The sequence below is a fragment of the Bacillus paramycoides genome (genome assembly GCF_001884235.1).
GTDB lineage: Bacteria > Bacillota > Bacilli > Bacillales > Bacillaceae_G > Bacillus_A > Bacillus_A paramycoides.
Genome location: NZ_MAOI01000123.1, coordinates 315,137 through 328,120 on the forward strand (window position 1 = coordinate 315,137; position 12,984 = coordinate 328,120).

General features: G+C 36.1%; 12 protein-coding genes, 1 other RNA gene, 1 pseudogene and 1 riboswitch. Of the genes and pseudogenes, 2 read left to right on the forward strand and 12 right to left on the reverse strand.

The annotated features are described in order from the left end of the window. Positions 1-210 precede the first annotated feature (210 nt). Both BAU28_RS26905 and BAU28_RS26910 read left to right on the forward strand, forming a co-directional pair. Positions 211-1,380, forward strand: coding sequence for a WXG100 family type VII secretion target (locus tag BAU28_RS26905; protein WP_071721003.1), 1,170 nt, complete (start codon positions 211-213; stop codon positions 1,378-1,380). A 5-nt stretch (positions 1,381-1,385) separates the two neighbouring features. Next, complete coding sequence (locus tag BAU28_RS26910) at positions 1,386-1,802, forward strand: Imm70 family immunity protein (RefSeq protein ID WP_071721005.1); 417 nt, start codon at positions 1,386-1,388, stop codon at positions 1,800-1,802. A gap of 550 nt (positions 1,803-2,352) precedes the next feature. Here BAU28_RS26910 and pbuX read toward each other — a convergent pair. From pbuX to BAU28_RS31180, 12 genes and pseudogenes are all read right to left on the reverse strand, one after another. Continuing rightward, on the reverse strand, positions 2,353-3,675 hold the full coding sequence (gene pbuX / locus BAU28_RS26920; protein WP_071721009.1) for a xanthine permease PbuX: 1,323 nt from the start codon (positions 3,673-3,675) through the stop codon (positions 2,353-2,355). Between the two features lie 2 nt (positions 3,676-3,677). Next, a complete protein-coding gene (locus BAU28_RS26925) occupies positions 3,678-4,271 on the reverse strand; it encodes a xanthine phosphoribosyltransferase (protein ID WP_002171210.1) in 594 nt (197 codons plus the stop codon). 107 nt (positions 4,272-4,378) lie between these two features. Further along, positions 4,379-4,480, reverse strand: a riboswitch (purine riboswitch). Positions 4,481-4,596: 116 nt separating this feature from the next. Next, positions 4,597-5,343 carry a type I methionyl aminopeptidase gene (locus tag BAU28_RS26930; protein WP_071721010.1) on the reverse strand — a complete coding sequence of 249 codons (747 nt, stop codon included), beginning with the start codon at positions 5,341-5,343 and terminating at the stop codon, positions 4,597-4,599. 161 nt (positions 5,344-5,504) lie between these two features. Beyond that, positions 5,505-5,978 carry a GNAT family N-acetyltransferase gene (locus BAU28_RS26935; protein ID WP_071721012.1) on the reverse strand — a complete coding sequence of 158 codons (474 nt, stop codon included), beginning with the start codon at positions 5,976-5,978 and terminating at the stop codon, positions 5,505-5,507. 50 nt (positions 5,979-6,028) lie between these two features. Beyond that, the gene (gene ypwA / locus BAU28_RS26940) at positions 6,029-7,546 is read right to left on the reverse strand and encodes a carboxypeptidase (RefSeq protein WP_071721014.1); all 1,518 of its coding nucleotides are present in this window, start codon (positions 7,544-7,546) and stop codon (positions 6,029-6,031) included. 122 nt (positions 7,547-7,668) lie between these two features. After that, a complete protein-coding gene (locus tag BAU28_RS26945; RefSeq protein ID WP_071721016.1) occupies positions 7,669-9,606 on the reverse strand; it encodes an ATP-dependent DNA helicase in 1,938 nt (645 codons plus the stop codon). A 137-nt stretch (positions 9,607-9,743) separates the two neighbouring features. Continuing rightward, positions 9,744-9,926: a DUF3921 domain-containing protein gene (locus BAU28_RS26950; RefSeq protein WP_002171205.1), complete on the reverse strand. Its 183-nt coding sequence runs from the start codon at positions 9,924-9,926 to the stop codon at positions 9,744-9,746. A gap of 62 nt (positions 9,927-9,988) precedes the next feature. Continuing rightward, the gene (locus tag BAU28_RS26955) at positions 9,989-11,128 is read right to left on the reverse strand and encodes a THUMP domain-containing class I SAM-dependent RNA methyltransferase (RefSeq protein ID WP_071721018.1); all 1,140 of its coding nucleotides are present in this window, start codon (positions 11,126-11,128) and stop codon (positions 9,989-9,991) included. A gap of 180 nt (positions 11,129-11,308) precedes the next feature. Then, an RNA gene (rnpB, locus tag BAU28_RS26960) (RNase P RNA component class B) lies at positions 11,309-11,700 on the reverse strand. Positions 11,701-11,787: 87 nt separating this feature from the next. Further along, on the reverse strand, positions 11,788-12,123 hold the full coding sequence (gene gpsB / locus BAU28_RS26965; RefSeq protein WP_000622426.1) for a cell division regulator GpsB: 336 nt from the start codon (positions 12,121-12,123) through the stop codon (positions 11,788-11,790). A gap of 97 nt (positions 12,124-12,220) precedes the next feature. Further along, positions 12,221-12,775, reverse strand: a complete 555-nt coding sequence (locus tag BAU28_RS26970) for an SLOG family protein (protein ID WP_025147199.1) — start codon at positions 12,773-12,775, stop codon at positions 12,221-12,223. 56 nt (positions 12,776-12,831) lie between these two features. Next, a pseudogene (locus tag BAU28_RS31180) lies at positions 12,832-12,984 on the reverse strand (spore coat protein); the annotation flags it as partial.

The following is a 12,984-nucleotide window of genomic DNA, read 5'->3' on the forward strand; positions in this document are numbered from 1 at the left end:
TCTTCTTTCTTTTTCTCACTGCACAATACATACTACAACTTTATTAAACGAACGTGTTACTCTATTACCAAGTAAATCTGTGAGAAATAGCGCCAACTACACACTCTACTTAAGAAGAAAACTTATTGTCTTTACTCTTATTTCGCTAATAATCCCCTAAAGGAATATGGTATAATTTACATGTCAATCAATTTGTAAAGAAGGGATGGCATGGTATTAATAAAAGTAACGCCTGAGATGTTAGAACAGGCTGCAAAAACAGTAAGTAATACTAGACACTTCTTAGAGTATTTACATAATGACTTATACAATCAAATTGAAAATATCGCTTCTCAGTGGAATGGAGCGAGTAGAGAACAATTTTATCAGAGATTTAACGAGGCAAAACCAAAAATGTTTACTGTTCTAATGGAACTAGACAAAGTTTCCGATGAACTAATGAGAGCTGCTGAGAAATTTCGTAATACAGATGAAAGTTATAAAGACAATTCAACTAATAAAGACCTAATATATGAGAATACATCTGAATCAGGTGATTCTGGTAATATATTGGATAATATTTCTGATGCATGGGACGGACTTTACAACGGAGCAGGAGAAGCAGTCGGAGATGCAGTGGAAGGTTTCATATCATTAGGTGACGGTGAAACATGGTCAAATATGTGGGATGCAGTTGTAAATTATGATGAGACTCTTCCTGCCATGTGGAATGCTTTCTCTGATTCTTTCATGAATGATGTTTGGAATGGAGATGTTGAGAGTGGATTTCATTGGAGTTCTTACTTTCTAACATCAATTGCGACAGGATTTATCGGAGGAAAAGGTCTTGATAAGGTTTCTAAGCTTGCTAGAGGAGTAAATGTATATAAAGTAACAGAAGCCTTTCCACCACGTTTACCACCTGCTTTTGCAGGTGGTGGCCTAACTGGTGAAGGAATACTTAGTACACTTCCACCATCGGGACATTGGGGTAATTATTTAAGTGGTTATCTTATGTTTGCTAGACCTTCGTGGAGAACAACTGAAACTGAGTATGGCGAAATGCATCCTAAATATAATGATCAAGTAGCTTTCAAAGATGGACAAGAAGTATCCAAGAACACAAAAGGTAGTACCAGACCTGATTTCCATATAGAGGGTCATAGTGTAGAACTTAAAAATTATGATATATCCACCAAATCAAAAAGAACTAATTTAGTGAATGTAATTGTCAAACAACTAAATGATAGAGATATTCACTTACCTGAGGGAACAAGACAGACTGTAGTTATTGACACAAGGGGACAAATTGTTACTAATGAAATATTAAAGGAAATAAAGACTGGAATAAGCAATAAAGCTAATACCTTACCAGAAATAAAATTTATTAAAGAGGACTGATAAAAATGGCAGTAGGATTTTCTGTAGATATGTTTTTTTATGAAGCAGGACACCCTGATTTTTTACACAGCTTTTTCTCAACAGTGTCATACCATTGTGAGCCAGATGGATGGGGGACTAAATACCCTTTATTAGTGAAAGACTTGTATTTTAATAAATTAAAATGGCAGGATGCATCTGAGGCTCTAAAAAATGTGGAAGAAATTAGAGGAACATTAAGTGAAATACCCCCTTCAGAAGTAATTTGGGATATTGAAGACTTAACAAAAAAACCTCCTTATGGAGATAAGATTCCTGAAGATATAACCAACTTAGCAGAATATCATACTACCAAAAGAGGAAAAACCTTCCTTGATTTACTAGGAAGTGCACTCAAGGATTCAGTAGAAGAAAAGCAGGATATAACGATTGAAAAGGTTTGAAAATAGATTTGGCAACAAATTTAACCAGAGTATTGTCATGATAAAAAAATCACTTCAAATGAGGTGGTTTTTATTTTTGTCTAAAATCGAAGGGTAGAATTTGATTGGTGATTAAAAAACATCCACGTTAATGGTTCAAAATTAAAACCCATCTCACATGAGATAGGCTTAATTACATACACAATCCGTTTCGACTTTATATCTACTTTCGACACTGTTACCGATCACTTCGTTTCTCCGCATACACCACTATCATATAGACCATGTACTTACGTATCAAATGCGTATTTACTTCTGACGCCTTTTTTAATTCGGGATGATACGCAGATACCCACTTTAGAAAAAAAGCAAAAGTGTTCTTCGTGGCTAGTAATCGTTTTTTCACGTAATCCTTCTGACTTTTTCGCTGATAAAAATAATCATACGCTTGTTGAAAGCCAAAGTCATACATTCTTGTTTCTTTTAATACCTCTACATTACTTGTACCTATACGTCGGATATTAACAGTTTGTATCCTGTATATTAATTCGTATTGTGTCTACTTGCTTTTTTACGCTTCTCTTACTGCACTTTGCATAGAGACTGGCTCTTCTTTTACTTTCACTTTACGCTGCGGTACCATATTAAACACGATATTTAACAGAACTGCTGATGCACTTCCAAGTACAATTCCGTTATCCGTTAAAATACGAATGCTTTCAGGCAGCTGCGAGAATAACGTTGGAACAACTGTAACACCAAGCCCGATTCCGACAGAACATGCAACAATTAATAAATTTTCTTGTTTTCCAAAATCAACACTACTTAACATTTTAATGCCATAAGCCATTACCATGCCGAACATTGCTAACATCGCACCGCCAAGTACTGATTTCGGAATAATTGTTGTAATTGCTGCGATTTTAGGAATAAATCCAAGAGCGATTAACATACCACCACAAGTATAAATAATAACGCGATTTCTTACTCCAGTTAATTGAACAAGACCTACGTTTTGAGAGTATGTTGTATACGGAAAAGCGTTGAAAATACCGCCTAATATCATTGCTAATCCTTCTGCACGATAACCTTTTGTTAATTCTTTTTCACCAATCTTTTTATTGCAAATATCAGATAATGCAAAATATACACCTGTTGCTTCCACAATCCCTACGCAAGCAACAAGAATCATCGTAATAATTGGTGTTAATTCAAATGTTGGTGTACCGAAGTAAAATGGCTGAATACCGTGGAACCAATCCGCTTCTCCAACCGCTTGCAAACTTACTTTCCCCATAAATGCTGCAACGATTGTACCGAACAAAAGACCCAGTAATATAGAGATTGAACGGATAAATCCGTCAAAGAAACGATACATAACGATGATAAATAATAAAACCCCAAATGCTAACGCTAAATTTTCAAGACTACCGAAATCTTTACTTCCTACTCCTCCAGCCATATCATTAATTGCTGCTGGAACAAGTGTAACTCCAATTACGGTAACGACAGATCCTGTTACAACAGGTGGAAACAGTTTTACAAGCTTTCCAAATAATTTCGCAAAAATAACAACGAATAACCCCGCAGCAATAATTGCTCCATAAATAGAAGATACGCCGTATTGTTTCCCGATTGCAATCATCGGTCCAACCGCTGTAAATGTACAACCAAGTACAACTGGAAGTCCAATACCGAAAAAGCGATTTGATAATGCTTGTAAAATTGTCGCAACGCCGCACATTAATAAATCAATTGAGACTAAATATGTTAACTCTTTTTGATTTAAACCAAGTCCGCCGCCCACAATAAGCGGAACGATAATTGCACCAGCATACATAGCAAGCATGTGCTGAATACCAAGCGATGCGATTTTAAATGGGTGCTGCTTCATTGTTAGTTCACCTCCGCAGTTTCTTGCTGTACAAATGTAACTGTGCCGTTATCAAGTGATGCAATTTCTGCTAGTGATTCAACACGAACGCCCTGTTCACGCAGTTTCTTTCCTCCATCTTGAAATGCTTTTTCAATAACAATACCAATTCCTGCAATACTTGCTCCGGCTTGCTCTACTAAGCTCATCAAACCTAAAGCAGCCTGACCGTTTGCTAAAAAGTCATCAATGATTAACACGCGATCATTTTCATCGATATGATTTCGAGATAATGAAATTTCGTTCGTTTCTTGTTTTGTAAATGAGTATACTTTCGCAACATACATATTATCTTGTAACGTTAACGATTTACGCTTTCTTGCAAAAATCACTTTTACACCAAGCTCTAAAGCAGCCATAACTGCTGGTGCAATGCCAGAAGATTCAATCGTCACGATTTTTGTAATGTTATCTTCTTTAAAACGTTTAGCAAATTCTTTTCCGATTTCTTGCATAAGTACTGGATCAATTTGATGATTTAAAAATGCATCTACCTTTAATACATCTCCAGATAAAACCTTTCCTTCGTTCAAAATCTTTTCTTGTAATACTTTCATGTTGGTTCCCCCTCTTATGCAATAAAAAAACTCCAAAAGCCGCCACCACTCGTTACAAGTGAGAGACGTGCTTTTGGAGTTTCGCAAAAAAGAATGCTAAACAAGCAAATATATTCGTCCTCACTCATAGTCGAAGTATTTACGGTACTTCGGTAGAAACTTGCAGGCCATATCCCCGCGATTATATGAGTGTAGCTAACTATTTATTTTATAGAAGGATTATAACGCACTTTTTATACTTTGAAAAGCATTTATCAAAAAAACACGTACGAATTTTATAAAAATACTATTTTCGTTCGAGTTTTGTAAACTCTTACATTTCTTATTACTGCGTCGTTAAGATGACTGGCCCATCTTTTGTAATTACAATTGTATGCTCATATTGAGCAGATAATTTCCCATCCATCGTTCGTGCAGTCCATCCGTTTAGATCTACTTTAGAATACCTCATACCTACATTTACAATCGGTTCAATTGTAATTACCATTCCTTCTTGTAGTTCTGGTCCTTGTCCTGGCTTCCCAAAATGAAAAATTGCTGGTTCTTCATGAATCTCTTTACCAATCCCATGTCCTGTAAAATCTCTTGCAACAGAAAAACCTTCAGAAGCTACATAACTTTCAATTGCATAGCCAATATCTCCTACATGATTACCGATTATCGCCTGATCAATCCCTTTATACAAAGCACTCTCAGTTACTAACAATAACCTTTTTGCTTCATCAGAAATATCCCCTACTATATACGTCCATGCAGAATCTGAGAGTGCACCATTTAAGTTTACTACCATATCAATTGTTACAATATCTCCTTCCTGTAAAGGTACATTACTAGGAAAACCGTGACACATTTCATCGTTTACAGATGCACATATCGCGTATGGATACCCGTTGTAACCTTTCTGTTCAGATATTGCACCATGGTCTCTTAAATACATTTCAACAAACGTATCAATTTCTTTTGTAGTTATACCTGGTTTCATCATTTTGGCAATTTCTCTATGACATGAAGCAAGTAATTTTCCAGATTCATGCATCAAATCTATTTCATTTTTCGTTTTAATTGTAATCATGTTATCTCTCCTTGCTAAACTTGCTATTTGCTACTTAAGTTCAATCATACACACCCTCTTCCAAAATTTCAAAACTTCAAATTACACCAAGTATAAAAACAAACATCATTTATTTCTACTTTTAACATCAAAATAAAAAACAGAAGAGTTCCTTCTGTTTTTTAATCATTTTTACATAGATAGTTCATTTTCAAAAACTCAAAACAACTGCTATTTGTTTTCTGAATAAACGTCCCAACTGCTTCAAATCCTGCCCTTTTATATACTTTAATTGCTCTTTCATTAAATGTCGCTACTGATAATGCTATATAATTGCAGCCGTATTTTTCTTTACTAAAATCTAGTCCAGCGTTTACGAACTTTAAACCCAATCCATTGCCAGTTATATCAGGTCTCATTCCAAGTCCCATATCAACCGTTCGATTATTTATTTTACAAAAGCTAAAGAAACCAATTGTGGTACCGTTTTCCTTCACCGAAAATGTATGATTTCCCCTCATCTCACCATTTAAAAACTCAGCTAAATCTTCTTGATCTGCCTCCATATTATAAAAAGAATACTCCCCTTCATAATGCCAGTTGTGTGCAATTTCTTCTGCTTCCTTTTGCGTCATTACTGTAAAAACATATCCCATCACTACGCTCCCCTTTCAAAAAAAAAAGCTGCAATTAAGCAGCTCTTTTTTTATAACTCATAAATGTCTTTATACTTCGCTTCTAAATAATCAGCTAAATAGTTTGCATTTAAACCTTCACCAGTCACATCTTCTAAAATTTCAAGCGGCTTCTTCGTTTTACCATATTGGTGAATATTCTCTGTTAACCATTCACGAATTGGTGTCACGTTTCCATCTTCTAATAATGCATCAAAGTTCGGAATATCTTTTAACATCCTCTGTTTAAATTGCGCTGCATACATATAACCAAGCGCATAAGATGGGAAATAGCCAAATGAGCCACCAGCCCAGTGAACGTCTTGTAATACACCTTGCGCATCGTTTTCCGGACAAATTCCTAAATACGTTTCCATCTTATCATTCCATGCTGCTGGTAACTCCTTTACTTGCAGTGTGCCATCAAATAATTCTTTCTCCAGCTCATAGCGAACCATAACGTGAAGCGGATATGTAAGCTCATCTGCTTCTATACGAATGAATGACGGCTTCGATTCGTTAATCGCATCATAAAACTCATCCACTGATATATCATCAAATTGACCATCGCTATATCGTTTTAATAAATCATAATTTTTCTTCCAGAATGATTTATTACGGCCGATAAAGTTTTCAAAGAATAACGATTGTGATTCGTGAATACCCATAGATGTTCCACTGCAAAGCGGTGTACCTTCTAATTCCTCTGCAATGTTTTGTTCATATACAGCATGACCACATTCATGAATCGTGCCGAAAACAGCCATACGGAAGTCTTTCTCATCATAGCGAGTCGTAATACGAACATCTCCTCTATTTAATGTAATTTCAAAAGGATGTACCGTTTCATCAAGACGACCCGCTTCAAAGTTATAATTCAACTGTTTCAATAACTCTAAAGTAAAATTCTTTTGTTGTTTTTTTGAAAAATGTTCGGATAAAGAATTTGTTTTCAGTTCTTTTTTAGACTCAGAAATTTCTTTTACAAGCGGAACGATCCGTTCACGCAATTGACCAAATACATGATCTAATACTTCTACTGTGATTCCTGGCTCATACATGTCTAATAGTGTATTATATTTATACGTTTCGTAACCCCAATATGTAATAAACTTCTTTTTGAATTCAACAATTTTTTCTAAATACGGACGGAACATTTCGAAGTCAGATTTTTCGCGAGCTTCTTCCCATACACTTTCCGCTTTCGCTTCTAATTTCACATACTCTTCATATTCCGCTTGTGGAATTTTCTTATTTCTATCATATTCTTTACGACACTCTTCAACCATTTTCTTTGTCGTTTCAGAAAGTTTATTTTCAGCAATTAATGATTCTAGTTCAGTTAAATAGCTCCCCATCTCATCCGAAGTTGACATTACAAACACCTCGGATGAAAGCATTCCAATTACTTCTGAACGCTGGTCTACACCTTGCTTTGGTGCACCTGTTCTTAAATCCCAAAACATTAAACTTAATGCTTCCCCATAATTCGCTATCTTCTTCACATATGCTAAAAATTGTTTTTCTACTTCATGTGTAGCAACTGTCATAGTATAAAAAACCTCCTTTTTCTACCTCAAAATTATTTCGACATTAAAACATAAATTCCTTTTCTAATAGAAAAAAAGCTTGGCAAGCGCCAAGCTTTTTCCTATAACAAATATTTTTTCACTTATAGTACTTTTCCTTCTACTGGAAGCACTTTCTTCACTGCTTCTATCACTTTTTCATCTTCACTATCTGATAAGAATAATGATATAGCACCTTTATCTTCACTTGTACGAATTAAACGTCCAATTCCTTGACGAAGACGTAAAATCATATAAGGCACATCTACGTCCCAGAATGGATCATTTACATGTTTACGCTTCGCCTCAAACACAGGATCGTTTGGAGGGAATGGTAATGACCAAATAGTAACATGTGATAATGATGAACCTGGAATGTCTAAACCTTCCCATAAATGAACGGCACAAAGTACAGTCTCTTCTTCATTTTGGAAACGAGAAACGAGCTGACTAATTTCTTGATCCCCTTCATATAGGAACGGAACTGACATTTGCTCTTTACTTACATATTCTTTAAACGCTGCAAGTTCTTGCGTTGTACGGAATAATACGAGTGTACGTCCATTTGTTTTTTGTATATTTTCAAGTGTATATTGACACTTTCTTTCCCATTCATTTTCTTCCGCACACGGAAGTAAGTTTACTGTCATTTGCTCTTCATAATCAAACGGCGAAGCAACTGAGAATGATAAGTAATCTTTTACCCCTAGACTATTTGCAGTAAATGCGAACGAATCGTTGTCCGATAATGTCGCAGAAGAGAAAATATACGGAATCTTCTTCGAGAATACTTTTTCTTGTAACACTTCTTCAACTGCACGCGGCATAATAACTAACGTGAAGGCACCATCACCTTCTTCACCCCACGTAATTACATTTTTCTCGTGCATGAAAAGACGAAGTGAGTGCTCTAACACATCTAAATGCTCATCAACGATATTTAAATCGTATGTGTTTACTGTATGCATTTCACTTTCAAATACTAATGCGTCACCAACCTCACCGATTTTTGCATAAAGTCTATTCGCCTCAGCAGTTACCTTTTCTGTTACAGTAATTTCTAAACGATCAGAACCTTCAATTTCCTTTTTATTCTCTTGTAGTACCTCAAAGAATCGTTCAGTTTGCCAAATTGTTTCTTCTACTAAATGTGCAAACTCTTCACGAATATCGTTTTGTAACAATCTCGTTAAAAGTTGTTCCATCATTGTTTGCTTTAAACGATATGTTAAAGCTTTTTGCGCTGCATACTCCACAAGATGCCCTTCATCAAATACAACACAGCTACTTTCAGGTAATAATGGAATTTGCCCTTCACGTTTACGAGCATCATATGTCCAAATATGATCCATATAGAAGTCTTGAGAACAAATAATTAAATCTGCAGCTTTACGATAATGTTCACGAGAAAGTGTTTGACCACAACGATGACGGGAATCACAAGTGAAGCAATCTTGGAAGTAATCCCAGTTTACTTTTGACCATTCCTCGTCATTTAACAGTGGAAATTCTTTTCGATCACCATAGTGAGTAAAGTTTTGCATCGTACCATGATCGAATACGAACTGAGGTAATTCGTAATATACATCTTCAATTACTTCTGGAGCTCGTCCACTCATAACATCTTCAAGTTTACGTAAACATAAATAATTATCCATTGATTTCGCAAGTCTAACATCAACAGATAGTCCTAATGCTTCAGATAACTTAGCAATGTCTCCTTCTTCTTTCACAAGCTGTTCAATTAACGTTTCATCTGCGCAAGCGATAATAGCCGGTTTTCCAGTATAACGCGCGTAACAAATTGCATATAGAAGATATACAATTGTTTTCCCTGTTCCTACTCCCGCCTCTGCGAACATAACTTTCTTCTCTTGGAAAGCACGTTCTAACTGAAACGCCATAAAAATTTGCTCATCACGTTCTTCGAAGCCTTTTTCCGGAAGGATGTCGTAAAACACATCTCCAATCCACTCATTCAACTTATCATAAAAATTATCTTGTTTTCCTACTTCAAATGGTAACCTCTTCTCAGTAAACATCCTTAGCCTCCAACCAAAAAGTTTTTCTATAAAAAGATATAGCAACTGCTACTCATACGTGCGCAGTTGCTTTTCCCCTGTTGTGATACATAAAAATACACGAAAAAAATTTCCTTTCGAAAAAGGAAAATTTTTTTCTATATTAATGACTTTAAATACCGTTTATCAATCGCTGTTTCATGTGACAGTGCCGATAAATACTCTTCCTGCGCTTTTTGTATTTCATCCGCAATTACGCCGTGACTATCCACTTCTTTTCCGAGCTCATCATACGTACGGTGAATAGCCTTTTGAATCATTGATAATTGGAAACCATCCATATCGCTTCCTCCTTTTACGCATTACATAATAGCCAGTATATGCGCGCCGGAGGAGTTTTATACTATGAGTTACGCGGTGGACGTTTTCCGAAGTATTGGTAGTAATCTGTACGGATAAAGCCGTTAAACAACTTACGCTTCTTCGATGCATCTTTTCCGTAACACTTCTCAAATGCTTCATAACTTGTTAATAAATACATTGACCACGTATCTAATGGGCGGAATACCTCTCCCATTTCTTTATATAATTTTTCAACAAGCGCTCTTTCACTTAAACGTTCTCCGTATGGAGGATTCGTTACAACATAGCCATATTCCTCTTTTGTTGTGAAATCTTTTACTTGCATTTGTTTAAATGATATAAGATCCCCTAGTCCAACTTCTTCTGCGTTATCTTGGGCAACTCTTATCATACGGTGATCGATATCTGATCCAATAATTTGCAATGGTTGATCATAATTTGCTAAATCTTCAGCCTCTTGACGAGCTTCGCGCCAATTTTGTTTACCAACCCAGCCCCATTCATCCGATGCAAAGCCTCGGTTAAATCCTGGTGCGATATTTTGTCCTATTAATGCAGCTTCAATTGGAATTGTTCCAGATCCACAGAAAGGATCAACGAAAGGACGATCTGGCTTCCAATTTGTTAATTTAATTAAAGATGCAGCTAACGTTTCTTTTAAAGGAGCTTCCCCTTGATCCACACGATATCCACGTTTATGAAGCCCAACACCACTCGCATCAATTGTTAATGTCGCAATATCTTTTAACATTGCGATTTCAATACGAAATAGTGGACCAGTTTCTTCAAACCAAGTTGTGCGTTTGTATGTTGTTTTTAATTTTTCAACAACCGCTTTTTTAACAATACGTTGGCAATCCGAAACACTAAACAATTCAGATTTTAATGATTTACCGATAACAGGAAATTCTCCATCCTCCGGAATATAATCTCCCCAGTTTAATGCTTTCGTTTTTTCAAATAACTCATCGAATGTCGTTGCTTTAAATTCACCGACTTTAATTTTCACACGGTCCGCAGTACGTAACCATAAATTCGTACGACAAATCGCTTTTTCATCCGCTTCAAACGTTACCTTTCCGTTTTCCACTTCACATTCGTAACCAAGATCGCGAACTTCTCGGGCAACTAACGCTTCAATACCCATTGCCGCTGTTGCAATTAAAGTAACTTTTCCCATTTGCATTCACCTCTTATGTATAATCAAACAATAATTAATAGCATGTTGTCCTATTAATTATTACATATTACGAAGAATCTTCTCATTTACCATTTTAACTCACAATTTATAACTTCATACAAATAAAAAGCCCTCCTCTAACAAAGGAGAGCTGAGTTATTTCATAGTTGGTTCATAACGTTCTGTAAGCCATGTTCTGTTCCTTTGTACTGCAAACGGCCCACGCCTCGTACTCCGGTGGCAATCATCTATCTACAGGTTACGAAAACCTGTCCTTTCCCATCGTTGATTTCCTTAGGAAAGATTCCCCTACCATTATTTGGGTTTCTCGCTCGTGGGGTTTACCTCGTTCCACTCCTATCATTTCTTCAAGGACTTCGTCACTGTGGCACTTTAAAGGTAGTCAAACCATATCCGAAAGGACTTAGGTTTTTTCCCTGCCGTTAAACCAGCCTTACAGCCAGAATACCCTAGCTTATGAATTGGCTAGGCACGAACACTACAGCCATCTCAGGCCGTGCGAGCATGGACTTTCCTCTACAACGTTGGCGTTGCAGCGATTACCCAAACGTTATGACATCCATTAGTATAGTGGAAACAAAAAGATTTTGCAATGTTTTTTTCTATGTAAAATGCTTTAACCTTTTTGTTACCTTAAATTATTCGTATAACTTGCTTCCAAATACAGCTTTTTCTAAATTAGATAGACGTTTTAAAATATCCGTATTCGTATTGTTATATACCGGTTGTGCAACTGGTGTTTGTACCGGTTGTTGCGGAACTTGTGTTGCCGCTACTTTCTGTTCTTCTAATTCACGTTTCAAACGAGCATTTTGTTGTTTTAATTGATCAAACTCCTTATGAAAGGCTTCATAGTCTTTAATAATCATATCAAGAAACTTATCTACTTCTTCTTGCTGATAACCTCTCATACCTGTTTTAAATTCTTTTTCTAAAATATCTTTCGCCGTTAATTTAATTTTATCCGAAATCATTTTCTTCACCTCAAATTTTTGCCAAAACTTTCATTAACTAAATTTTTTCAGAAACAACGCCTTTTGTCAATCATATATACGAGCACTATATTACATATTACTCTGCATTATTCCATTGTTCCTCTTCTATTATATCTTGTAAATCAGAAAAAAGAATGAAATAACTGTGATAATTTTCTATTTCTCCTTTTTTCTTTGCTGCTTCTACAATATATTTCGGGCTCCCAGGCTTTTCTTCATCATATACCGCTAAAAGCGCATCGCTTTTTTCAATAAAAAATTGATTCTTTAATTTAAATTGCTCCGGGCTTTCGTACTTCCGTTTCGTAATACTATCAATGTGATCTGCTTGCGAAAGAATATGCTCGTAATATTCACGGTTATCTTCCTTCCAATTTTCTTCTTGCTCTAAAAAAGGGGTAAATACCGCTAATTTCAAATCCGGATACTCTACTTGAATCTCAAAAACAACTTCAGCAGCCCATAACTCGACTCCTAACTGGCCGCTTATAATAACCCACTCCAAACCTTCTTCTACAAAGGCCGTTAATTTACGATGCAACGCCTTTTTTATACATTCTACTCCTGGATGATCATTTTTAAATATTCCAAGCTCAAATGGCTTATATCCTGTTACAGCAACAACTTTCATACCAACACTCCAATTACAAAAAAAGAACTAGCATTTTGCTAGTTCTAACATATCATTTACTTTTTAAACATTCCACCAACATTTGGTCCCATATTTGGTCCAAATGGAGATACATTCGGTCCTGGTCCAAATGGAGATATTTGATGCCCGTGGTGATGATGGTGATGATGGCCATGACCACATGGTCCACATCCGCCGCCATATCCACC